The organism is Streptomyces sp. NPDC052043, assembly GCF_044548235.1.
Taxonomy (GTDB): domain Bacteria; phylum Actinomycetota; class Actinomycetes; order Streptomycetales; family Streptomycetaceae; genus Streptomyces.
Map to the genome: position 1 here is coordinate 370,288 of NZ_JBIUBT010000006.1, position 23,212 is coordinate 393,499.

Here is a 23,212-nt window from a genome sequence, read left to right on the forward strand (position 1 = left end):
GGCGGCCGGTCCGTGGCCGGTCCGTGGCAGGTCAGCGGCCGAGCCGGTGCAGGACCGCGCGCGGGCGGTTGGTGATGATGGCGTCCACCCCCAGGTGCACGCAGAGGTCGACGTCCTGGGGCTCGTTCACCGTCCACACGTGCACCTGGTGTCCCGCCTGCCTGAGGCGCTCCACGTACGTCGGCTGGTTGCGCACGATCCGGATCGAGGGCCCCGCGATCCCGACCCCCGCCGGCAGTCGCCCGTCCCGCAGCCGCGGTGAGAGGAACTGCATCAGATAGACCGTGGGCAGGGTCGGTGAGGCCGCCCGCACCCGGTGCAGGGAGCGCGCCGAGAAGCTCATCACCCGCACCGGCGACCTCACGGCCGAGGCCGGGGCGTCCAGTCCGAACCGCTTCAGCAGTTCCAGCAGCCGCTCCTCGACCTGCCCGGCCCAGCGGGTGGGGTGCTTGGTCTCGATGGCCAGCTCCACCGGCCGGCCGGCGTCGGCGACGAGTTCGAGCAGCCGCTCCAGGGTGAGGACGGAGGTGTCCTCGGGGTCCTCGGGCCGCACCTCCCAGTCCGGCTCCTCGACCCGGCCGCGCCAGGGCGCGCGCGTGCGCCAGGAGCCGAAGTCCAGCGTGGCGAGGTCGGCGAGCTCCAGGGCGGAGACCGCTCCCCTGCCGTTGGACGTACGGTTGACGCGGCGGTCGTGCACGCAGACGAGATGGCCGTCCGCGGTCAGACGCACATCGCACTCGAGGGCGTCCGCGCCGTCCTCGATGGCCTTCCGGTAGGCGGCCAGCGTGTGCTCCGGGGCGGCCTCGGAGGCTCCGCGGTGGGCGACGACCTGGATGTGGTGCTGCCGTGCGTGGGTCACCGCGTCATGGTCCCACCGCGGCGGAATGGGCGGGACGGCGGAGAGCCGTCGATAATGTGTCTGTTTCATGTGAAATGACCTATATAAAGAATGTACTCGGACCCACAGCAACGGCTTATGGTGCTCTGACGGCCCGTGGGAAATGCTGACTACGTGCACCTGCACTTGCACCACATGCACAGCTGGAGCGCGCCGGGTCGTCGGCGGGCATGACGAGCGTGACCGAGTGCGACCGACAACGACAGCCGTGGACCAAGGAGAAGAGCTGTGAGCACCGAGAACGAGGGCAACACGGTACCCCCGGCGCCGTCCGCACCTCCCGTGCCGGTGGAGACTCCCGCTGCTTCCCCGCACCCGGCCGCCCCCGTGAGCGGCCCCGCCGCACCCCCGCCCCCGGACGCGCCCCCGCACGTCCCGGGAGCCCACGACGGGGCGGGCGGGCCCGCACCACAGGGCCCCGGCTCGCCCGCCGACGGCTCCTGGCCGCCCCCGGCCCCCACCGTGCCCGCCTACGGGGACGGCGGCGCGGGAGGCTCCGGCTGGGGCGCCGCGTACCAGCAGCACCAGCCCGCGCCCAAGCCCGGCGGCCGGCGTGGGGGCCTGGTCGCCGCGGTCCTGGTGGCCGCGCTGGTCGCCGGCGGCCTGGGCGGCGGCCTCGGCTACACCCTGGCCAGGAACGAGGACGGCGGCTCCACCACGGTCTCCGCCTCCGACTCCGGTGCCTCGCAGATCAAGCGCGACCCGAACTCGATCGCCGGCGTGGCCGCCAAGGCCCTGCCGAGCACGGTCACCATCGAGGCCGAGGGAACGGGCGGCCGGGGCGGCACCGGCACCGGCTTCGTCTTCGACACCCAGGGCCACATCGTCACCAACAACCACGTGGTGGCCGACGCCGTCGACGGTGGCAGCCTCAGCGCCACCTTCCCCGACGGCAGGAAGTACGACGCCGAGGTCGTCGGCCACGCCCAGGGCTACGACGTCGCGGTCATCCGGCTCAAGAACGCCCCCTCGGACCTCAAGCCGCTCGCCCTCGGCGACTCCGACAAGGTGGCCGTCGGCGACGAGACGATCGCCATCGGCGCGCCCTTCGGCCTGTCGAACACGGTGACGACCGGCATCATCAGCGCGAAGAACCGTCCCGTCGCCTCCAGCGACGGCGGCTCCGACAGCAAGGCCTCCTACATGAGCGCCCTCCAGACGGACGCCTCCATCAACCCGGGCAACTCCGGCGGCCCGCTCCTCGACGCGCGCGGCGCGGTCATCGGCATCAACTCCGCCATCCAGTCCGCGGGCAGCGGCGGCCTCGGCGGCGCCGGCCAGTCCGGCTCGATCGGCCTGGGCTTCGCCATCCCGATCAACCAGGCCAAGTACGTCGCCCAGCAGCTCATCAAGACCGGCAAGCCCGTCTACGCCAAGATCGGCGCGTCGGTCTCGCTGGAGGACACGACCAACGGCGCCAAGATCACCGACCAGGGCGTCAGCGGCTCGGACCCGGTCGAAGCGGGCGGCCCTGCCGCCGAGGCCGGCCTCAAGCCCGGCGACGTCATCACCAAGCTCGACGACCGGGTCATCGACTCCGGCCCCACCCTCATCGGCGAGATCTGGACCCACCAGCCCGGCGACAAGGTCACCGTCACCTACAAGCGGGACGGCAAGGAACACACGGCGGAGCTCACCCTCGGCTCCCGCATCGGCGACAGCTGATCCCACGCGCGCCTGCCAACCCGTTAGTCTTGTCCCCGCGCCGCCGCGCACGAGCGGCGCGGGGTGGGTTGCCCGAGCGGCCTAAGGGAACGGTCTTGAAAACCGTCGTGGCGCGAGTCACCGTGGGTTCAAATCCCACACCCACCGCATCGCAGGTCAGAAGCTTGCAGGTCAGAAGGGGTGCCACTCTCCGGAGTGGCACCCCTTCTGCATGACCTTGTCTCACCCTGGCTCGCCGGTTTCCCACCTCTGACCAGTGCGTGCGGCCAACCTGCGGCCAAGAATCAGGGCCCCTCGGCGCCGTCCTCGTGCTCTGCCAACCCCCGCTCGATCAGGGCGTTCATCCTGGCTTCCTCGCCGTCTAGACGAGTGATTCCCAATGCTGACGGTGCGTCCGGTGTGACTGAGCGCCTCAGTTGGCCAGTGAGCGTTTGAGTTGGCCAATACCAGATGTGTGCTCAGCCACGACTCGGTCTCGGCCTGGTGAACAGTGGTGCGGTGCACGGCGTGTCGTACGAGCGTGTGACCATGCCCTTCGAGCCGAGTTCGCGTACACCGCGCATGCCAGGTAACGGTTGTCAGCCCGGACAGCCCTCGGACTCGCGAGGTGACGGGTTCGCGGGTGGCTGCCTGACCCTGATCGCGCTGCTCATCGAGATCCCGGTCGCTTTCCTGCTGGTGGGGACGTTGGTAATCAGTGGATTGGGCCATGCAGATGCAGACGAGCGGGCCGGGACGCCCCCCATGGACTGGGTGCCGATCCTTTGGCTTAGCGGGTTCACACTGGCCGTACTCGTGATCGCCGGAATCTTCCTGTACTTCGCGCATCCGTTTGCCGGAGCGGTCCAACTGCTCATCGCAGCCATTGCACTGATCTTCACGATCACTGCTTGGCACGAGCAGTACGAGCGTGCCCATCCCCCTCCGCTGCCGACGTGCCCAACGAGGGCTGGGGTGCCGTGCGCTCCATCGAACCCCGTGACCGACCAGTAAGACCGCTGTCATGCACGCTCAGCCTGGCCAACTCACAACCTCGGTGGCCAACTGTGCTGCCAAACCGATGACCAAGGTAAGGACCACTGATCACATCGGAATGACTCGTCTAGGGCCCCTGCCTCGTGAGTCGAGGTGGGGGCGTTCTGATGGGAGGACCGCTACCGTGCGGTGGTAGGTACGACAAGGAGATTGGGGGGAGCTCATGCGTCGGCTGTGGCGGGTGGCCGGTAGCGGGTGTGCCCTGCTGATGCTGGGCGTGGGCGGGTGGCTGGGGTTCTCGGACAAGGGGTATCCGTTCGGCGACGCGCGGGCCTGCGAAGGAAGCGATGTTCCGCTGCAGCAGGAGCTCGATGTCGTACGCCTTCCCCTGCCCGCTGGTGCGGAGAACGTCCACTACGTCACGCACTCCAGGGCCGCAGCCGGAGAGGTCCGGTTGGCCGTCGCCTTCCGCAGCACCTCGCAGGAGATGGAGGCGTATCTGCGGGAGAACAAGATCGTGACGGAGGGGCTGCACGACCTCACCGACGGACGGTTCGAACTTGGTGCCACGGCTGCCGACCCGGCGTATCTCGGGCTGTGTGGGAATGTTGCTCAGATCGACGCGCCCGCCGCCCTCATCGACCAGCAGCATGAGGGGCTGCTCCAAGTGAAGGTCGACATTGCCGTCCAGTTGAGCGACAGCAGCAGCATCCGACCCACGACGAACGTCCTCCTCACGGTCGCCGAGAGCTCACGGCGAGAAGACGCTTGGTGATGGTCTAGACCTACGGATCAGAAGCTCTGGCAGCAAGTAGTTGAGTGGCGTCCTGGCCATCCTCTGGCCAGGACGCCACTAGCTAGTCTGGCGCTGTTTGCAAACGTCCAGGTCACGGGCCTAGTCGGGCGCGATCGGCGGCCGGTCTTGAAAACCGTCGTGGCGCGAGCCACCGTGGGTTCAAATCCCACACCCACCGCGCATGTGAACGGCCTCTGACCAGGGATGACGGTCGGGGGCCGTTGTGCTGTGCGCTGGGGACCGTCGCCGTGTATCCCCGTGGTTTCCCGCTCGATCGGGTACGAAAGGCCCGCCCGGGGCACGGGGTCACCGACGCTTGGGTCTGACCTGCGGCGCAGCGGTCCGCAGCCGTGGCGTCCGGTGCGTGCTCTCGGTGTGCCGGGCAAAAGTCCTCTCTGCGAATGCTAAACCGTCTACAAGCATGTAGACCAGCACAGTCTTGATCCGTAGGGTGCCCGGGTGACTTCGATAGCTCGCCATGCCCGTTCGGGCAGCACTGCCGCAGGCGTCTTCCGGGGCGCGGTTCGCGTTCCCGGAATCGTCACCGCCTTCTGGATAGCAAAGGGGTTGTCGACGGCGCTGGGGGAGGGGGCCTCGGACTATCTCGTCCAGGCCATGCTGCCGCAGCTCGCGGTGGTGCTCGGATTCGTCGCCTTTCTCGTCGCGCTTGTGGTCCAGTTCCGCCAGGCTCGCTACCGGGCGTGGGCGTACTGGTTCGCCGTCGTCATGGTCGGCATCTTCGGGACGATGGCAGCCGACGTGATGCACGTGGCCCTCGGCGTGTCCTACACCGTCTCCAGCGCGCTGTACGCGGTGCTGCTGCTGGCCGCGTTCTGGCTGTGGCGGCGAACCGAGGGCACTCTGTCGATCCACGCCATCGACTCCCCGCGCCGTGAGGCGTTCTACTGGGCGACCGTGGTCGCCACCTTCGCGATGGGCACCGCGCTGGGAGACTTCACCGCCTTCACCCTGCATCTGGGCTACTTCACCTCCGCGTCCGTGTTCGCGGTGCTGATCCTCATTCCGGCGGTGGGGTACCGCCGGCTGCGTTGGAATCCGGTGTTCTGCTTCTGGGCCGCCTACGTGCTCACCCGTCCGCTCGGCGCGTCGATCGCCGACGGCCTGGGCAAGCCCCGCTCCGTCGGAGGTCTCGGCCTCGGCGACGGGCCGGTGGCTCTGGTCCTGCTCGCCCTGATCGTCCTGGTGGTCGCCTACCTGGCGGTGACCAAGGCGGACGTTCAGCGTGCGCACGAGCCCGTCGCCGCACCGGAATGGGCCGCCGCGCGGCCTGGGGCACACAGCGGGCACGACGACGATTACGACGGCTCTGCCGGGGTGCGCGCACCCGTCTGACCTGCGGCGGAGGGGGTTCCCGCTGATCGCCGAAAGGTCTTGAAAGCCGTCGTGGCGCGAGCCACCGTGGGTTCACATGGTCATCTGAAGAACCGCGGCTCGGGACAGATCTCCAGGACATCGTCCGGCCGGTCCGCCCATTTCCACCAGGCGTGCCCATCGGCACACCTCCACAGCGACCGGCACGCCCGCCCATCGCCGTCCCGCCCGACCAGGACCAGCCCGCCCGAATTCAGTGGCTGAGTGCACCTGGGGCAGGACATGGTGTCGGTCATGTGACGGCGCACTCCGAATCGGGATGATCGACTGACGGGGATCTCATGGACGATCTCGCAGTGCGCGGCAGGTACCACGATGTCCGCCGGTATCTCATCGCTGACGGTCGGGCGCCGGCTCGATGACGTCGGCCCACACACGGTCGCTCCACGGGTTGCCCTCCGTCCCGAGGCGTGCCGCGACGACGTCGTCGAGAAAGTGCGCCCGAGCCACCTCGACCGTCTCGTCAGGCCACCACATCGAGTCGCACTCGGTGCACAGGAGGAAGGGTGTTCCGTCGGTCTTGAAGCGGTACGGGTGGACCCGGTCCTGCTCACAGCGCGGACAGATGAGTTGGGCTGGCATGTTCGGCACGATACCTGGACGGGAGGGCACGCTTTCCCACTGTGTTGGCGGGGTGGTGAGCCTCGTACAGGGTCGTTCACCTGCGTTCATGGCTGACCGGGTGCCGGGACGAGCCTCGCCCACGGCCCGGTCTGAACGACCCTGTGCGAGCAGGTCTACTCTCCTCGGATGGACGACGCCCCTTGCTTTTGCCTCCTCTGCGCCCCAACGAAATGGGGCGGTCCTGCGTGGGAGGAGCGCGACAGCCGCATAGCCAAGAGTGTCGCGGACTTCGGCTGGCACGTCATGGGTGTGGCCGGCGGTGACGCCCCCGGCGATTGGGGCTACTCCATCGGTCTCTGGCACACACTGCGTAGTCCCGAGGTGAGCGTGTTCGGCCTGCCATCGCAGACCGCGATGCGCGTGGCGAACGCCGCTGGGGCAGCGATACGGGACGGCAACCCACTCGAGCCCGACCAGCGCCGGGGAGACGTCCTCAACGGCTACGACGTGGCCGTCCGGCCCGTGCATCCAAGCTGGTACCACGACTTCTTCGGCGCAGGCATCGACTTCTACCAGACCCCGCCTCTGCCCATCACGCAGCTGTTCTGGCCGGACAAGGCCGGGCGGTTTCCCTGGGAAGAGGGAGCGGACGAGCGCTGCCGCACGGGACAACCACTGCTCTGGATTCCAAAAGACGAGACCACCGGCCCGTGGACCGAAGTCACGTGAGGTCGGTGGAGTCTCAGCGGTCGAGTCAGCCCGCTTGAGCAATCTTGAAAATCGTCACGCGGTATCGGGCTGCCGTACCGATGAATAGAGGTACTGGCCCTTCCCCAGGGGCTGCTCCGGAACGTGCCCGCGCCACAACAGGACCCCGTGATGCCTCTCCCAGTAGGTCCCGTACACGCACTTGATGAGCCGCTCCGGCAAGAACAGCACAGACCACAAGGCCATGACGGGCACCCATATCAGGGCGCAGACCAGACCGAACAACATCAAGAAGACAGCGAAGCCCCGGTCAAAGCTGCGGCGGAGAGACTCCCGGGGCGTGGGCAACACCGAGTCGGGGTCCGCCAGGGGAACCGCATCCTCGAACTCCCGCTTCTCACCGCCCAGCCAGCTCAAACGAGTACAGGCGAGTACCCCGTTCACAGCGCTGAACGCTGCGACGAGCGCAAGAGCCCGCCATTCGCCCTCGCCCCTGGGAACGCCACGCACACCGAACACCACGGGCACGGTGACCAGTGCCGCGCCCACCGCCTCGGCGACGGCCATCAGCTCATGGTGGACATACCTGCGCACGTCTCTCCCCCTGGGCCCCGCTCCCCACGGCTGCCCGCCGCACACCACCTATCCACACGGCGCTCACTCCGACAAGCGCCTCGCCCGCAGAACCCCCAAACCGGCAGCCGCTGTTGGCCTCCCGTTCATGGAGTCCCGGATCCGGGTTCCGCCCGCGGCCACCTGCCAGAAGCGCCGTGGGCGCGGCCCGTACCCGGGGTCAGGACTCCGCCCGTTGGGTGATGGCTGCCTCGGTGCGGTCGCCCAGGAACTCGTACCACCGGCGTTCCAGGCAGACGTAGCGCACGTCCGCTTCGACGAGGCTGAGGAAACCCGACACGGTCTCGGTGAGGCGTTGCTGGAGCCCCGGGTCGGCCAGCGTTCCGTCGTCGGCGAAGGCCTGGTAGCTGTTGGCCAGGCTGAACATGTCCGGGTAGACGCGAGTGCCCAGGTGTTCCAGGGGAATCCGCAGAGCCCACAGGCCGCGGTTGCCGCCGATCAGGGACGGTGAGGCGGAGACGAGCATCGCGTGCTTGTTCTTGAACGGCTGCGGCCGGACCCGGGAGACCCAGTCGATCGCGTTCTTCAGTACGCCCGGCATGGAGGCGTTGTACTCCGGCGAGGAGATGACGAAGGCGTCGCACTGCTCGATGCGTTCGCGCAGGGCGAGGGCGCCCTGCGGCAGCCCTTCGGCGGCCTCCATGTCGCCGTCGTACAGCGGCATGTCGAACTCGTGCATGCCGGCGAGGTCGACGGTGGCACCGGTGCCGGAGACGAGCCGGGCGACGAGGGAGGCCAGGCGTGCGTTGGCCGAACCGGTCCGCAGCGCCGCGCCGAAGACCAGGAACCGCAGCGGGCCGGGAGAGGCGTCCGTGGGCATGGAGCCGTCCTTCCGTCGTGGGTACGCGCTCCCAGCGGGAGCGTCCCACCGACCAGTGTGGTTCCGGGAGCGCGGGTGTGCGACCGGCAGCCGGGGCGGCGGGGCGGTGATCCGTCGCCCGCTCGGGGCCGCTCTCTTCGGGGCTCAGGGCCGGTGGCCGGTCAGGCGGGCCGCGGAGGCTATCGTCGCGCGGGCCTCGTGTTCGGTCAGACCGGTGTGGCGGGCCGCGTCGACCAGGGGGGTGACGAGCAAGGGGCCGATGCCGTTCTCGTAGGCGCGGCAGGCGGCCCAGAACAGGCGTGTGTTGCGCTGGCCCTCGTGGGCGCCCAGCACGAACTGCACCAGGCCCTCGCCGTGCCGGCCCGCCGAGCGCGGTGCGGGGCGGCGGTCGGTGCGCGGCGGCGGGAGCAGGAGGCGCAGCAGGGCGCGCGGGCAGGGGGCCGGGAAGAGGTGCGCGGTGCCGGGGGCGGTGGTGTAGACGCCGTGTTCGGTGCGGGAGCCGGGGCCGACCAGGTAGCCGCCGGCGCCGCGGATGTCGATGCCGGGGGCCAGGCGGCCGGCCGAGTTGGGGACGGCGACGCCGGACGGCCCGCTCAGCCACAGGTGGCGACCGCCGCTCGGGGTCAGGACGACCACCGTGGCGGGAATGGTGAAAAGGTGGCGCCGGGCGAGCTCACGCAGGGCCGCCGAGGCGTCCGTGCCGCTCTTGGTGTCCAGATCGACGCCGATCAGATGGTGCGGGGGCAGTCCGCAGGCGATGCCGTAGCCGGTGGCCCAGGGTGCGGCGGCGAACAGTTCCCGGATGCGGGCCGGGTCGGTGGAGGCGTCGTACACCCCGTGGCCGAAGCGGCCGCACGCGCCGTGGCAGGGCGGACCGGACGGGCCCACCGGAGCGGGGCCGGCGCGGTGCGGGGAGCGCAGGGCCGGGAGTTTCGTCCGGGACAGGGGGATGACGGCCAGTCCGCGTTCGGCGACTGACAGGGCGTGCGCGAGGGCCAGCGTCGTGGCCTGCCGGTCGATGGTGGCCATGCCTCTATGTTCGTACGCACGTTCGAAAAAGGAAAGGGGGAGGCGGACGTGGGACGTCGTGGGGCGGGGTTTTCGGGCGGTTTTCCGAGCGGCGCCTCGGCTCGTGTGGGCTTTGTGGCCCTTGCGGCGCCTGGGGATCAGCGGTCCGCGTCGCCCCCGACGGAGCTCGCGGTGGAGCTCCCGGCGGCAGGAGGGGGGCGAAAGGGGTTTATCGACATGTCCTCACGCTTGCGTGCGAATCGGGTGCTCCGGGGTGGTTCGCCGGGTTCCGGTGGGCAACTCTGATCTCGCGACGTCGTGAGGAAGCCCGGGCGGTCGGCCAACTGCCCAGATGAAAGCCGTACTTCATGTACTCCCCGGCAAGGCAGCCGGTGCGTACCTCGTACTGGAGGAGCAATATGGCAAGCATCCGTACCGCTCGTGTTCTCGCCGCCGCCGCGGCCGTCCCCCTCGCCGCGGCGCTCTTCGCCGGCGTCGCCGCCGCGGACACGGGAGCCATCGCGGGCAACGGATCGAACGCGGGCGTCGCGGGCCTCGTCGGCAGCGGGGTCGGCCGCGACAACAGCGGCAACTCGTCCACCACGCAGCAGCAGGCGGTCGGCTCGGGCGCCACGAACCAGAGCAACACCGCACAGGTCAACCGCTCCGCGTTCACGGCCATCCAGCAGGGCAACAAGAACGTCGTCGTCCACTTCACCCGGCTGTGGTGAGCCGGGGCGGGCCGGCGCGCAGTCTGGGGACTCGCCGGCCCTGACCCTCCTGGTGGGTGTGCTCGTGGGGACGTAACACACCTCTGCGCGGCGGTGCTTCGGCTCCGCCGCGCAGACGTGTTCCGAGGGATCGCGGCACGGGGCCGCTGTACGGGGATCGCGGCACAGGGGCCCCGGCACAGAAGGGCGCCGCAGGGGACCGGCCGGCCAGCGACGCCGTCCGGAACGTCCCCCAGGGGTGAACCCGCAGTACACCCGGCCCGTTCCTCCACCTTCAGGAGGTGCGGCCAACCCCACCCCTACAACCTGAGGCGGACTCGGCTGCGGGACCTGCGGGCGATCCGCGGGAGCGGGTGCCGCTCCTAGCGTGGAGGCATGACCACATCCGTCCGCACCAGCGTGTCGAAAGCCGCCGTACCGGCGACCAGGACTCCGGCGTACCCGTCCTTCGCATCGTACGTGCGGGACCGGCAGCCGCTGCTGCTGCGCACCGCCCGGTCGCTGACCGCGAACCCGAGCGACGCGGAGGATCTGCTGCAGACCGCGCTCACCAAGACGTACGTGGCGTGGGAGCGGATCGAGGACCACCGGGCGCTCGACGGCTATGTGCGCCGCGCGCTGCTGAACACCCGGACCTCGCAGTGGCGCAAGCGGAAGGTCGACGAGTTCGCCTGCGACGAACTGCCGGAGCCGGAGCCGGTGCCCGGCGCGACCGACCCGGCGGAGCAGCAGGCGCTGCGCGACGCCATGTGGCGAGCGATCATGAAACTGCCCACCCGGCAGCGGGCGATGGTCGTCCTGAGGTATTACGAGGACCTCTCCGAGGTCCAGACGGCCGAGGTGCTCGGAGTGTCCGTGGGTACGGTGAAGTCGGCGGTGTCGCGGGCGCTCGGCAAGCTGCGGGAGGACCCGGAACTCGGGCGTGTGCGTTGACCGTCGGCGAACGTTGTGTGATCGATCATCCGGGGCTAGTGACATACCGCACGGTATGTGAGCAGAATCAGCGCATCCCTTACCACCGCGTAGGCGACGCCGCCCCGGGAGGACGCCGTGCTGAGCACCATGCAGGACGTACCGCTGCTGATCTCGAGGATCCTGGCCCACGGGTCGACGATCCACGGGACGTCGCAGGTGATCAGCTGGACCGGTGACGGCGAGCCGCACCGCCGCTCCTTCGCCGCGATCGGCGAGCGCGCGGCCCAACTGGCGCACGCGCTGCGCGAGGACCTCGGGGTCGCGGCCGACGACCGCGTGGCGACGCTCATGTGGAACAACGCGGAGCACGTCGAGGCGTACTTCGCGATCCCCTGCATGGGCGCGGTGCTGCACACCCTCAACCTGCGCCTGCCCGCCGAGCAGCTCGCCTGGATCGTCAACCACGCCGCCGACCGCGTCATCATCGTCAACGGCTCCCTGATCCCGCTGCTCGGCCCGCTGCTGCCGCACCTGAAGACGGTCGAGCACGTCGTCGTCACGGGCCCCGGCGACCGCACCCCGCTCGACGGCTGCCACGCCCAGGTGCACGACTACGAGGACCTGATCGGGGCCAAGCCGGTCACCTACGACTGGCCCGAACTGGACGAACGCCAGGCCGCCGCCATGTGCTACACCTCCGGCACCACGGGCGACCCCAAGGGCGTGGTCTACAGCCACCGTTCGGTCTACCTGCACTCCATGCAGGTCAACATGAGCGAGTCCATGGGCCTGACCGACCGGGACACCACGCTCGTGGTGGTCCCGCAGTTCCACGTCAACGCCTGGGGCCTGCCGCACGCCACCTTCCTGTCCGGCGTCAACCTGCTGATGCCGGACCGCTTCCTTCAGCCGGCCCCGCTCGCCGAGATGATCGAGCGGGAGAAGCCGACGCACGCGGCCGCCGTGCCCACCATCTGGCAGGGGCTGCTCGCCGAACTGACCTCCCGGCCCCGCGACGTCTCCTCCCTCACCCAGGTCACCATCGGCGGCTCGGCCTGCCCGCCCTCCCTCATGGAGGCCTTCGACCGGCTGGGCATGCGGGTCTGCCACGCCTGGGGCATGACCGAGACCTCCCCGCTCGGCACGGTGGCCCGCCCGCCGGCCCACTCGATCGGCACGGACGACGAGTTCGGCTACCGCCTCACCCAGGGCCGCTTCCCGGCCGGGGTCGAGGCCCGCCTGACCGGGCCCGGCGGCGAACGCCTCCCCTGGGACGGCGAGTCCGCGGGCGAGCTGGAGGTCCGCGGACCGTGGATCGCGGGCGCCTACTACAACGGCCCCGGCGCCGAACCGCTGCGCCCGGCCGACAAGTTCAGCGAGGACGGCTGGCTGAAGACCGGTGACGTCGGCACCATCAGCCCCGACGGCTTCCTCACCCTCACCGACCGGGCCAAGGACGTCATCAAGTCGGGCGGTGAGTGGATCTCCTCCGTGGAGCTGGAGAACGCCCTGATGTCCCACCCGGACATCGCCGAGGCCGCCGTCGTCGCCGTCCCCGACGACCGGTGGGGCGAGCGCCCGCTGGCCGGCGTCGTCCTCAAGACAGGCGCCACCGTCGGCTTCGAGGCACTGCGCGCCTTCCTCCAGGAGGAGCGCGCGATAGCCAAGTGGCAGCTCCCGGAGCGCTGGACCGTCATCGAGGCCGTTCCGAAGACCAGTGTCGGCAAGTTCGACAAGAAGGTGCTGCGCAGGCAGTACGCCGCCGGAGAGCTGGACGTCACGCGGATCTGACCGCGGACCGGACGGCACGCGCGCGTGTACGCGCACGTGTACACGCACGACGCCGGGCGGGGAGCGTGAGTGCTCTCCGCCCGGCGTCGTACGCGATGGGGGCCGGTCGGTCGGTCAGTTGGTGCCGATCCGGGCCAGCAGGTCGACGATCCGGCTCTGCACCTCGTCGCTGGTGGACCGCTCCGCGAGGAACAGCACCGTCTCGCCCGAGGCCAGCCGCGGCAGGTCGGCCTGGTCGACGGCGGCCGTATAGACCACCAGCGGGGTGCGGTTGAGCTGCCCGTTCGCGCGCAGCCAGCCCAGGATCCCGGCGCGGCGCCGGTGCACCTGCATCAGGTCCATCACGACCAGGTTCGGCCGGAACTGCCCGGCGAGCGTCACCGCGTCGTCGTCGCTCGCGGCCCGCGCCACCTGCATCCCACGCCGCTCCAGCGTCGCCGTCAGCGCCAGCGCGATCTCCGCGTGCTCCTCGATCAGCAGCACACGCGGCGGATGCTGCTCGCTGTCGCGCGGCGCGAGCGCCTTCAGCAGTACGGCCGGGTCGGCGCCGTAGGCCGCCTCGTGCGTCGCCTGCCCGAGTCCTGCCGTGACCAGCACCGGCACCTCGGCGGCGACCGCGGCCTGCCGCAGCGACTGCAACGCCGTGCGCGTGATCGGCCCCGTCAGCGGGTCGACGAACAGCGCGGCGGGGAAGGCCGCGATCTGCGCGTCCACCTCCTCGCGCGAGTTCACGATGACCGGCCGGTAGCCGCGGTCGCTCAGCGCCTGCTGGGTGGTGACGTCGGGGGCCGGCCAGACCAGCAGCCGGCGTGGGTTGTCCAGCGGCTCCGGGGGCAGTTCGTCGTCCATCGGCTGCGGCCGCGGGGTGTCCGCGATCTCCACCGCACCACCGGGACCGTCCAGCGGCTCGGGACCCTCGTCGGCGTTCTCGTCCGGAGCCCCGATGGCGTACGACCGTCCGCCGCCCTCGGTGCCGACGGCCACGGCGGGGCCGCCCAGGGAGGGCTGCGCGGTGGGCTGCTCGGCCGACGGGTGCGGGCGGGCCGTCGGTGCCTGCGTCTGCCCCTGCGCCTGTGGCGCCGTCTGCGGGCGCGCGGCGGACGGGTCGGGCGGAGTGCCCAGCTTGCGGCGGCGGCCGGAACCGCTGGTCGTCTGCGGGGGCGGCGTGGCCGACGGCGGCTGCGGCGCCTGCGCCTGAGCCGCCTGCCGGCTGAACGGCACGCCCTGTCCCAGCGTGCGCACGCTGAACGCCCGCCCCTGCGTCGAGTGGGGGTCGACGGGCGCGGCGGCCTCGGCGGGCAACGGCTGGGCCACACGCGGTGCCGCGGTCCCGGGGCCGGGCTGGGCCTGTACGGCGGCCTGCCCCGTCACCTGCTCGGGCGGGAGGGCGGTGCCTGCGGCGGCCGGGGTGCCGTGGGGCGGTGTGCCGGGCATGTCGGGCGCACCGGGGGCACCCGGCTGGGGAAGGGCCTGGGCCGGGGGCAGCGGAGTGCCGGTGGCGTTCGGCGGTACGGGGCTGCCACCCGCGCCGGGGACCGGCTGCGGGGCGGGCACCGCCTGAGCCGGGGCGCCCGGGGCCGGGATGCCCTGCGCGGGAACGGGCTGCGCGGGGGAGGCCTGCTGGGCCGGGACGGCGAGGTTCTGCGCGGGAGCGAGCACGGGAGGCTGCGCGGGGAGCGGCTGACCGGGGATGCCGAGCGCGGGAGCGGGCACCGTGCCTGTGGCCCCGTGTTCCGGCGACGGCACCTGCTGCGCGGGCAGGGCGGCCTGTCCGGACGGCTGCTGCGCGGGCAGCGCCTGACCGGGAACGGGCTGCTGCACGGAAGCCTGCGGCCCCGCACCCGGCTGTCCGGGAGCCGCCAGCGGTGCGACGGGCTGCCCTGGCATGCCCTGCGGCATGGCGGGCTGTCCGGGTAGGCCGTGAGGAGCGACGGGCTGACCGGGAGTCCCTTGTGGGGCGGCGGGCTGTCCCGGCAGGCCCTGGGGAGCGACGGGCTGACCCGGAGTCACCTGTTGCGCGGGCTGTCCCGGTACGCCCTGCGGTGCGACGGGCTGTCCGGGCAGGCCCTGGGGAGCGATGGGCTGACCGGGAGTCACCTGTTGCGGAGTGGGCTGTCCGGGCACCCCCTGCGGTCCGACGGGCTGCCCCGGAGTCCCCTGCGGCACAGCCTGCGCGAGCGCCTGGGCGCCACCGGGGTCGGCCTGCACCGGAACGCCCGGTCCGGCCGTACCCTGCACGGGCGCGCCCGACAAGGGCACGGGTACGGCCCCGGCAGGCGCACCCGGCGCACCCGGCGCACCCGGCGCACCCGGCGCACCCGGCGCACCCGGCGCGGGCGTCGCGCCCGCTGTCGCGGTGTCCTGCGGCTGGGCCACCGCCCGCCGACGGCGTCCCGTCGGCGCGCTGGTGGGATGCGGCTGCGGCGGCGTGTGCTCGTCGGCCTGGTCGTGAAGTACGGCGTCGTGCTGCCCTTCGTCCCCCAGGGGGACGGGGACGGCGGCACCCTGCGTCGGCACCCGGGGCGCCTGCGCGGCCTCCGGACCTTCGGCGGGTCGGTCCGCCTCCGCGGGCGGCAGAGCGAACACCGGACGGGGAGCCGCCTCCTGCGCGACGGCACGCTCGGACGCCGCGGCCAGGGCGCGCCGACGGCGCCCGCTCGGCTGCGGGGCGGAGGCCGCCGGGTTCTCCCTGCCCGCCGCCTCTGCCTGCGCCGCTTCTGCCTGCGCTGCCTCGGGTTGTGCGTCGGCGGCCGCGGGCAGCGCCGCCGGCAGTGCCTCGGGTCGGCCGACCTCGCGCCGGGCGCGCCGCCCGCTGGGAGCGGGTACGCCCTGCGGCGGCACCGTACCGCCGAGTCCCGTACCCGAGGCCGCCGTTCCCGCGCCGTGTTCGCCCGCCATGACCACGGCGCCCTCGGACACGCCGTCCGCGCCGTCGGCGGGCCGTCCGCGCCGCCGTCCCGTACCACCGGAGCCGTCCGTTCCCTGGGCGACCTGGGCGACCTGGGCGCCCGCGGCCGGGACCTGCCCGGTCTCCTGGGACGGCTCGGCCGCCCGCCGCCTGCGCCGACCGGTCGGCGCCGCCGGGGCACCGGCGGCCGCCTCCGCCTGGTCGTCGCTTTCGAGGAACGCGTCCGTCGAGGACCGCCGGGCCCGCCTCCGCCCGCCCGCAGGCTGCTCGGGCACGGCGGGCTCCGCCGGGGCGGGCTCTTCGGGAACCGCGGCCGGCTCCAGGGCGTGGACCGGTGCCGGGGCCGGTGCCGCGACGACGCCGGCACCGCCGCCGAGCGGCACCTCCAGGACGTACGCGCTGCCGCTCATGCCCGGCACTTCGTGGGTCTGGAGGACACCGCCGTGCGCCCGGACGATCCCGCGCACGATCGGCTCGTGCACCGGGTCTCCCCCGGCGTACGGCCCGCGCACCTCGATCCGGACGACCTCACCGCGCTGCGCCGCCGCCACCACGACGGTGTTGTCCATGTAACCGCCCGCCGAGACGGGCGAGTTCCCGGTGGCGTCCACGCCGGCGACGTCGGCGACGAGGTGCGCGAGCGCGGTGGCCAGACGCCTCGGGTCGACCTCGGCCTCGATGGGCGGCGCGTGCACGGCGAACTGCACCCGCCCGGGGCCGATCAGCTCGACGGCGCCGTCGACACCGGCGGCGACGACCGCGTCCAGCATCACGTTCGTCCGGATGATCTCCTCGCTGCCGGCGTCGAGACGCTGGTAGCCGAGGACGTTGTCGATCAGCGTCGTGATCCGGGCGTACCCGGCAGACAGGTGGTGCAGCACCTGGTTGGCCTCGGGCCAGAGCTGCCCGGCGTCGTCGGCGGCGAGGGCGGCCAGCTCGCGGCGCAGTTCGTCCAGGGGGCCGCGCAGGGAGCCGCCGAGGAGGATCAGCAGCTGCTCGTACCGGCCGGCCAGCGCCTCGTAGCGGTCCTTCTCCCGCTCGCCGAGGGCGGCGTAGCGCTCCTCGTTCGCCGCGAGTTGCTCCGCGTGCCGCTCGGTGAGCTCCTCGATCTCGGTGGCGTGCTGCTGGCGCAGCGCGGTGAGTTCGGAGGCGTGCTTCTCCGTGAGCTGTTCGAGCCGTTCCTCGTGGCGCTGCTCCTCGGCGGCCTTCTCGTCGGCGAGCGCGTCGTAGGGGCGCCGGTCGGTGAAGGTCATGACGGCGCCGACGAGCTGGTCGCCGTCGCGCACCGGCGCGGTGGTCAGATCGACGGGAACCTTGTCGCCGGACTTGGACCACAGCACCTGTCCGCGCACCCGGTGCTTGCGCCCGGAGCGCAGGGTGTCGGCCAGCGGCGACTCGCCGTACGCGAAGGGCGAGCCGTCGGCGCGCGAGTGCAGGACGAGGGTGTGCAGCTCGCGGCCGCCGAGGTCGCCGGCCCGGTAGCCCAGAATCTGCGCGGCGGCGGGGTTGACGAGCACGACCCGCCCGTCGGTGTCGGTACCCACGACACCCTCGGCGGCGGCCCGCAGGATCATCTCGGTCTGCCGCTGAGAACGGGCCAGTTCGGCCTCGGTGTCGATGGTGCCGGACAGGTCGCGGACGACCAGCATCAGCAGTTCGTCGCCGCTGTAGCCGTGGCCGTCGTAGGCCTGCTGGCTGTTCTCCAGGTTCGCGCTGGTGACCTCGACCGGGAACTCCGACCCGTCGGTCCGCCGGGCCGTCATCCGGGTCGGCTTGGTCCGCCCGTGCGGGTCGATGTGGTCGGGCCTGCGCATGGAGCCGGGGATCAGCTTGGAGTCGAACTGCGGCAGCAGATCGAGCAGGCCTCGCCCGACGAGGGCGGTACCCGGCGTCTCGAACGCCTCCAGCGCGATGGTGTTGGCGTTGACGACGGTGCCGTTGGCGTTGACCAGCACCAGCGCGTCGGGCAGCGCGTCGAGTATGGCAGCGAGGCGAGCAGCGCCTCGGGATGGCCTGCTGCTCACGAGACGCTTCCTCCCTGTCACCGCACCTTGCCGACCGCGGAGGCCATCTTGCCAACCGGCCCGCAGCGTGTCACGCGAGGGAGTCTATGCGCAGTGGTTGCCGCCGCGACGCAGGATGAGAGGGAGGTCGCACGGCGGAGTTGACGTCGAACCTCTGACCGAACGGCTTCGCTTCGCACGACCTCCGCGAGATCTTTACGACTCGCGGTCCACCACGCCGTGGACACGTGCCTACGCGCCGGTACCCCGACCCCGCCTGCACGCCGGTGCGGGCACCCACCCGCCCGTCCCCGCTACGCGCTGCTGCGGGACACCGCGGTCGGCCTCTGAGCGCCGAGGTCGGGCAACAGCGGCACGAGTCGGTTCCAGCGGTCGATCCGGCAGCCGTCGCCGCGGTCGTAGGACGCGTCGACGCGGCGCCCGGCCCACGTTCCGGTGATGCGGGCGGTGGCGGGACCGCCGTACTGCATGGTGCACACGCTGCCCTCGGGCACGGGCGCGAAGGGCTCCTGCCCCCAGCGCGTGTTCCGGTCGAGCAGGTCGCAGGCGCGACGGGTGTCCGGGTGACTGCCCGCGGCCGGGTGGCAGTACAGCCTGTACGTCCCGTCCCTGCCCGCGCCCGCATGCCGCACGGTGACGGTGAGGTGGTCGCCGGCCCGGTCCTCGGCCCGGACGGGCGGCGGCACCGCGGCCGAGGCGGCGGGTACGGCCGAGACGGAGGCGAGCCCGGCGAGCACGGCGGAGGCGCCGAGTGCCAGCGCCCGCGAGATCGCGGAACGTCGGGCTGGGAGAGATCCGATCTGCGTCATGCCCGGACTAACGCCCCGCGCCCCGGGACGTTGCGCCCCGTCCGCCGGCTCGCCCGCCGCCCGCCCGACGCCACCACAAGGGCTTTGCCCTGGGCCCCACCGGCCTAGTACCGTAGGGGGCGATTGGTGACGGCCCCCTCGGCTGTGTCATCATCTGCACGCACCATTCGCGCGCTCGCGGGAGTGGTTGTGCTGGAGGCGTCGCCTAGTCCGGTCTATGGCGCCGCACTGCTAATGCGGTTTGGGCCTTAAAGCCCATCGAGGGTTCAAATCCCTCCGCCTCCGCGCATGATCACCGAAGCCCCGGTCCCTCGAGACCGGGGCTTCGGCGTTGTCGGCCACACCCTGCCCCAAACCGTGTTTCCGCAGGTCACAAGGGGTGGGGGGAATGGATTTCACATGGCGGCGGCAGTCATGTAATGTTCTTCCTGTCGCCGCGAGCGGCCCGGAAGGGCCCGAAGCGAAGACCAAAACAGAACAAGCACTCGTAGCTTAACGGATAGAGCATCTGACTACGGATCAGAAGGTTGCAGGTTCGAATCCTGCCGAGTGCACAGCACGTCAGAGGCCCTGTGGAGTGATCCACAGGGCCTCTGGCTTTTGCCTTGACGGCAGTGTTTGACGGCAACCGCCTCAGGCCCGAGTAGATGTCCATGGTCACGCGGATGGAGCTGTGGTCGAGGACTTCCATGATCATGCGAGCGTTCACCCACTTGTTGCTGTAGATCAGTCGCTCACCGTGGGTCTTCCACTCCGTACCTGCGGCCCCTCTCGATCGGTCTCCAGGATCTCTGACCGTCCCGGAGACGGACGCAGGCTCGGTCCTTTTCGCGTCAGCATGACGAGATGACTCTTGGGCGTGATCATGTCCTCGCCCAGGATCCGTCACGAGGTCGAGGCGTGATCCGCTGTTGCCTGTAGGGCGGGGATCAAGTCCGCGGCGCGTTCGAGTTGCTCGTGCTGGGAGTGCAGGTCCAGGGCGCCGAGGCGGGTGACGATGTGCCGGACACCGGCGGCGACGTACTGTCCCAGGTGCTCGAGTACCTGGTTGGCTGAGCCGGTGACAACGGCCTGGATATTCTCCAGTGCCTCCAACGGCATGCCGTACGTGGCCCGCGCGTAGTCGTCCAGTGCCCGACGGCCGCTCTCGATGTCGTCGTCGATCCGTAGGGAGACGAACAGTGCGGGAGTGATGTCCTCGCCTTCACGTCCGGTGTTGGCCGCTGCTTCGCGGACACTGCGGAGTCCGGATGCGTAGTCGCCCGGGTCGGGCGGGTAGGGCAGCCATCCGTCGTACATCCGGCCAGTGCGGGCCAGCGCCGCGGGGGTTGCGCCGCCGAGCCAGATGGGCGGGCCACAGGCTCGGAACGGCCTGGTCATGGGCGGGATGTCTTCGAACCGAAGGATCTCGCCGTGGAAGGAATCGGCGCCGCCCCAAAGGGCCCGCCACAGCGTGACGGTCTCGTCCAGGCGGGCGAAGCGTCTTTCCCACGGCACCTCGGACAGCGTGTAGAAGGGCCGTCCGAAACGGCCCGGGAAGCCGGCGCCGACGGCGACGGTGAGCCGGCCACCGGACAGCAGGTCGATCGACGCCAGTGACTGTGCGGTCTGTATCGGCCGCCGGAGGAACGGCAACAGTGCAGCCGTACCCAAAGTCACGGTCTCGGTCGCCGGGGCGAGTGCCGCCAGCATCGTGAGCGCCTCGATGCGCGGGCTGATCAGGGAGTCGTTGACGAAGAGCGAGGAGAAACCTACGCGTTCGGCCCGACGGCCGAAGGCGACCAGCCCGCGAGGGTCATCTGCCGCGCCCCACTGAGCGGTTCCGGTCGGAAGCAGTACGCCAATGTCCATGCCGGCGATGCTCACGACTGGTGCGGGCAGCCTCAATTCCCTGCGGGGAATGGCCCGGCGCCCGCCCTCGACGTTACAACAGGACGGTGGACTTCCCTCGGGCACTTCGCGAACTCCGTACCCGCCGCCATCTCAGCCAGCTCGATCTGGCGCTGCGGGCGGGCACCACCCAGCGGCACCTCAGCTTCATCGAATCCGGCAGGTCCGTCCCCGGCCGGAGCCTGGTCGGGCGCCTGGCCGAGTCGATGAAACTGCCGCTGCGGGAACGCAACGAGCTGCTGCTGGCCGCGGGGTACGCACCCGCCTATCCCGAGACTTCACTCGACGACCCGCTGCTGGCCCCCGTACGCACGGCGATCGACCACATCCTCCGCGGACATCTGCCGTATCCGGCGCTGGTCGTGGACCGGGGAGGTGACCTGATCGCCGCGAACGCCGCATTTGACCTGATCACCGAGGGTGCGGCCCCCGAGCTGGTGGGACCGGGCACGAACATCTACCGCCTCGCGCTGCATCCCCACGGCCTGGCTCCCCGCATCCGCAACCTCGCTGAATGGGCCCGCCACATCCTGGCTCGTCTCGGCCACCTGGACGAGCTGCGCGCCGAGCTCACCGAATACGTTCCCAAACTGGAGCCCTCCGCCGGGCTGCTGGGTTTCGCGGTTCCCCTCCATTTGCGGTCCTCGTACGGTGATCTACGCCTGATGACGACCGTGACGACCTTCGCCACCGCCGTTGACGTGACACTTGCCGAGTTGAAGCTGGAGGCGTTCCTGCCGGCTGACCTGGCGACAGCGGAGGCTCTCTCGGCAGGTACCAGGCCACCGGCTTCGGCTGCTGCGGGACAGGCCTCCGGAAGCTTGTGAAGGCCAGCCCGTAAAAGATCTTCGAGTCGACACGGGGCACGGTCGGCCGCGGAGCTTGCACGCGGAGCCACGCCGCGTCAGAGGCTCCGCGTATTCCATGCCCGAACGCCGCACCCACGACTACCTGCGCGGCGGCGTCACCACCTTGTGCGCGGCACTCAACACCGCGAAGTTCCTCGCCAAGCTCGACAAGGAAGTCCCCGCCGAGCTGCACGTCCACCTGCTCGCGGCGCCAGCGGCGGAAGAAGTCGTACACCGCCCGCCAGTAAGGCAAGTCCGTGGGCAGGGAACGCCACTTGGCGCCGTTGTCGACCAAGTACCGCACCACGTCGATCATCTACCGGTGGCAACGCACCTCCGGGCGCCCGCCCCGGCCCTCCAGCCATGCCGGCACCGGCATCGCCGCCCGGACCACCGCCCACTCCGCGTCGTCATATCGCTCGGATACCGCGGCGCGCGCCTGCCCGGCCCGATCGCCCCGTGCTCCCGAACGCTGCTCGCTTTGCGACCTGTGCTGGGCCGGCCGCCCCGCATCCGGGGCCGGGGCCGCGGCCCAGCTGGAGGCCACTTCTCAGGTCTATCAGGGCGAAATACCGGCGGATAGCCCCTTATAAAGCGATGAATCGTCGAGGCGTGCGGCATATCTGTCTGATGAGTGCAAGTCGATCAGGCATCTTCCAAGGGCGCGGTCCGCAGCCCGGTCCCCGACCCGTTGCATGAAGGGATTCCCATGCTTCTCGCACGCCGTGGCAGGCCGCTACTCAGGCGCGTTGTCGCCGTCGCCGTAGCGGCCCTGATGGTCACCGCCGCCTCCCCGGGCGCTCGGCAGACCGCTGTGGCGGACCACGGCAAGCCGAGGAGCCCCGTCCTCGCCTGGGGAGACAACGGCGGCGGTGAGCTGGGTGACGGCACCACGATGAACCGGGACACGCCGGTGCGGGTGTGCGCGCCCGGCCGGACGGCCCCCTGCACCCGATTCCTCAGCCACGTGGCCATCGCCGCGGGCACCGACCACAGCCTGGGCCTGCGCAGGGACGGCACCGTCCTCGCCTGGGGAGACAACGCTTTCGGTGAGCTGGGTGACGGCACCACCATCAACCGGGACACGCCGGTGCGGGTGTGCGCGCCCGGCCGGACGGCCCCCTGCACCCGATCCCTCACCGACGTAGCGGCCGTCGACGCAGGCACCAACCACAGCCTGGCCCTGCGCAGGGACGGCACCCTCCTCGCCTGGGGAGACAACGCCGGCGGTCAGCTGGGTGACGGCACCACGATGAACCGGGACACGCCGGTGCGGGTGTGCGCGCCCGGACAGACGGCCCCCTGCACCCGATTCCTCGCCGGCGTGGTGGCCATCTCCGCACACGGCGGCCACAGCATGGCGCTGCTCAGGGACGGCAGCGTCCTCGCCTGGGGGAACAATGGTTCCGGTCAGCTGGGTGACGGCACCACCACCAACCGGGACACGCCGGTGCGGGTGTGCGCTCCCGGTCAGACGGCCCCCTGCACCCGATTCCTCACCCATGTGGCGGCCATCGACGCAGGCCGCGGCCACAGCATGGCGCTGGGCAAGGACGGCACCGTCCTCGCCTGGGGAGACAACGCTTTCGGTGAGCTGGGTGATGGCACCACCATCAACCGGAAGACGCCGGTGCGGGTGTGCGCGCCCGGCCGGACAGCCCCCTGTTCCCGATTCCTCACCCATGTACGCACCATCGCCGCAGGCCGCAACCACAGCCTGGCGCTGCGCAGGGACGGCAGCGTCCTCGCCTGGGGAGACAACGCTTTCGGTGAGCTGGGTGATGGCACCACCATCAACCGGAAGACGCCGGTGCGGGTGTGCGCGCCCGGCCGGACA

The 23,212-nt window shown here is 71.1% G+C and carries 18 protein-coding genes, 4 tRNA genes and 1 pseudogene; 14 read left to right on the forward strand and 9 right to left on the reverse strand.

Annotated features, from left to right (window positions below):
* Nucleotides 1–31 precede the first annotated feature (31 nt).
* Nucleotides 32–859 carry a glycerophosphodiester phosphodiesterase gene (locus ACIHCX_RS18545; RefSeq protein ID WP_400030601.1) on the reverse strand — a complete coding sequence of 276 codons (828 nt, stop codon included), beginning with the start codon at nucleotides 857–859 and terminating at the stop codon, nucleotides 32–34.
* 267 nt (nucleotides 860–1,126) lie between these two features.
* Here ACIHCX_RS18545 and ACIHCX_RS18550 point away from each other — a divergent pair, with 267 nt between their 5' ends.
* The 6 genes from ACIHCX_RS18550 (at nucleotide 1,127) to ACIHCX_RS18575 (ending at nucleotide 5,687) form a co-directional block, all read left to right on the forward strand.
* Nucleotides 1,127–2,563 (forward strand): S1C family serine protease, encoded by a 1,437-nt coding sequence (locus ACIHCX_RS18550; protein ID WP_400030603.1) that lies wholly within the window; start codon nucleotides 1,127–1,129, stop codon nucleotides 2,561–2,563.
* A gap of 62 nt (nucleotides 2,564–2,625) precedes the next feature.
* Nucleotides 2,626–2,710: transfer RNA gene (locus ACIHCX_RS18555), tRNA-Ser, on the forward strand.
* A gap of 381 nt (nucleotides 2,711–3,091) precedes the next feature.
* The gene (locus ACIHCX_RS18560) at nucleotides 3,092–3,556 is read left to right on the forward strand and encodes a DUF6234 family protein (RefSeq protein ID WP_400030605.1); all 465 of its coding nucleotides are present in this window, start codon (nucleotides 3,092–3,094) and stop codon (nucleotides 3,554–3,556) included.
* Between the two features lie 205 nt (nucleotides 3,557–3,761).
* Entirely contained in the window at nucleotides 3,762–4,313 is a 552-nt protein-coding gene (locus tag ACIHCX_RS18565) for a hypothetical protein (RefSeq protein WP_400030607.1), read from the forward strand.
* Nucleotides 4,314–4,430: 117 nt separating this feature from the next.
* Nucleotides 4,431–4,509, forward strand: a tRNA-Ser gene (locus ACIHCX_RS18570).
* 392 nt (nucleotides 4,510–4,901) lie between these two features.
* Entirely contained in the window at nucleotides 4,902–5,687 is a 786-nt protein-coding gene (locus ACIHCX_RS18575; RefSeq protein WP_400030609.1) for a hypothetical protein, read from the forward strand.
* 369 nt (nucleotides 5,688–6,056) lie between these two features.
* On the opposite strand, the gene ACIHCX_RS18580 is transcribed toward ACIHCX_RS18575, so the two are convergent.
* Nucleotides 6,057–6,308, reverse strand: coding sequence for a hypothetical protein (locus tag ACIHCX_RS18580; RefSeq protein WP_400030611.1), 252 nt, complete (start codon nucleotides 6,306–6,308; stop codon nucleotides 6,057–6,059).
* A 168-nt stretch (nucleotides 6,309–6,476) separates the two neighbouring features.
* On the opposite strand from ACIHCX_RS18580, the gene ACIHCX_RS18585 reads away from it, so the two are divergent.
* Nucleotides 6,477–7,019, forward strand: coding sequence for a DUF4262 domain-containing protein (locus ACIHCX_RS18585; RefSeq protein ID WP_400030613.1), 543 nt, complete (start codon nucleotides 6,477–6,479; stop codon nucleotides 7,017–7,019).
* A gap of 54 nt (nucleotides 7,020–7,073) precedes the next feature.
* On the opposite strand, the gene ACIHCX_RS18590 is transcribed toward ACIHCX_RS18585, so the two are convergent.
* The 3 genes from ACIHCX_RS18590 to ACIHCX_RS18600 all read right to left on the reverse strand — a co-directional run bounded on the left by ACIHCX_RS18590 (nucleotide 7,074) and on the right by ACIHCX_RS18600 (nucleotide 9,480).
* Entirely contained in the window at nucleotides 7,074–7,565 is a 492-nt protein-coding gene (locus tag ACIHCX_RS18590; protein WP_400030615.1) for a hypothetical protein, read from the reverse strand.
* Nucleotides 7,566–7,791: 226 nt separating this feature from the next.
* Nucleotides 7,792–8,451, reverse strand: a complete 660-nt coding sequence (locus tag ACIHCX_RS18595) for an NADPH-dependent FMN reductase (RefSeq protein WP_400030617.1) — start codon at nucleotides 8,449–8,451, stop codon at nucleotides 7,792–7,794.
* 144 nt (nucleotides 8,452–8,595) lie between these two features.
* Complete coding sequence (locus ACIHCX_RS18600) at nucleotides 8,596–9,480, reverse strand: bifunctional DNA primase/polymerase (RefSeq protein ID WP_400030620.1); 885 nt, start codon at nucleotides 9,478–9,480, stop codon at nucleotides 8,596–8,598.
* Between the two features lie 398 nt (nucleotides 9,481–9,878).
* Here ACIHCX_RS18600 and ACIHCX_RS18605 point away from each other — a divergent pair, with 398 nt between their 5' ends.
* From ACIHCX_RS18605 to ACIHCX_RS18615, 3 genes are all read left to right on the forward strand, one after another.
* Nucleotides 9,879–10,190 (forward strand): hypothetical protein, encoded by a 312-nt coding sequence (locus ACIHCX_RS18605; protein ID WP_400030622.1) that lies wholly within the window; start codon nucleotides 9,879–9,881, stop codon nucleotides 10,188–10,190.
* Between the two features lie 375 nt (nucleotides 10,191–10,565).
* On the forward strand, nucleotides 10,566–11,123 hold the full coding sequence (locus ACIHCX_RS18610; protein WP_400030624.1) for a SigE family RNA polymerase sigma factor: 558 nt from the start codon (nucleotides 10,566–10,568) through the stop codon (nucleotides 11,121–11,123).
* A 117-nt stretch (nucleotides 11,124–11,240) separates the two neighbouring features.
* The gene (locus ACIHCX_RS18615; RefSeq protein ID WP_400030626.1) at nucleotides 11,241–12,896 is read left to right on the forward strand and encodes a long-chain fatty acid--CoA ligase; all 1,656 of its coding nucleotides are present in this window, start codon (nucleotides 11,241–11,243) and stop codon (nucleotides 12,894–12,896) included.
* Between the two features lie 114 nt (nucleotides 12,897–13,010).
* On the opposite strand, the gene ACIHCX_RS18620 is transcribed toward ACIHCX_RS18615, so the two are convergent.
* Both ACIHCX_RS18620 and ACIHCX_RS18625 read right to left on the reverse strand, forming a co-directional pair.
* Nucleotides 13,011–17,828, reverse strand: coding sequence for a PAS domain-containing protein (locus ACIHCX_RS18620; protein WP_400030628.1), 4,818 nt, complete (start codon nucleotides 17,826–17,828; stop codon nucleotides 13,011–13,013).
* Nucleotides 17,829–18,121: 293 nt separating this feature from the next.
* Nucleotides 18,122–18,637, reverse strand: a complete 516-nt coding sequence (locus ACIHCX_RS18625; RefSeq protein WP_400030630.1) for an SSI family serine proteinase inhibitor — start codon at nucleotides 18,635–18,637, stop codon at nucleotides 18,122–18,124.
* 194 nt (nucleotides 18,638–18,831) lie between these two features.
* Between ACIHCX_RS18625 and ACIHCX_RS18630 the strand changes: the two genes are divergently transcribed.
* Together ACIHCX_RS18630 and ACIHCX_RS18635 are read left to right on the forward strand one after the other, a co-directional pair.
* Nucleotides 18,832–18,922 (forward strand) — tRNA-Ser (locus ACIHCX_RS18630).
* 196 nt (nucleotides 18,923–19,118) lie between these two features.
* Nucleotides 19,119–19,191 (forward strand) — tRNA-Arg (locus ACIHCX_RS18635).
* 331 nt (nucleotides 19,192–19,522) lie between these two features.
* Here the strand turns inward: ACIHCX_RS18635 and ACIHCX_RS18640 are convergent.
* Nucleotides 19,523–20,593: an LLM class flavin-dependent oxidoreductase gene (locus tag ACIHCX_RS18640; protein ID WP_400030632.1), complete on the reverse strand. Its 1,071-nt coding sequence runs from the start codon at nucleotides 20,591–20,593 to the stop codon at nucleotides 19,523–19,525.
* On the opposite strand from ACIHCX_RS18640, the gene ACIHCX_RS18645 reads away from it, so the two are divergent.
* Complete coding sequence (locus tag ACIHCX_RS18645) at nucleotides 20,575–21,354, forward strand: helix-turn-helix domain-containing protein (protein WP_400030634.1); 780 nt, start codon at nucleotides 20,575–20,577, stop codon at nucleotides 21,352–21,354. The genes ACIHCX_RS18640 and ACIHCX_RS18645 overlap by 19 nt on opposite strands.
* 274 nt (nucleotides 21,355–21,628) lie before the next feature.
* Here ACIHCX_RS18645 and ACIHCX_RS18650 read toward each other — a convergent pair.
* A pseudogene (locus ACIHCX_RS18650) lies at nucleotides 21,629–21,691 on the reverse strand (hypothetical protein); the annotation flags it as partial.
* A 393-nt stretch (nucleotides 21,692–22,084) separates the two neighbouring features.
* Here ACIHCX_RS18650 and ACIHCX_RS18655 point away from each other — a divergent pair.
* On the forward strand, nucleotides 22,085–23,212 hold a 1,128-nt coding region (locus tag ACIHCX_RS18655; RefSeq protein WP_400030636.1), incomplete at its 3' end, for an RCC1 domain-containing protein.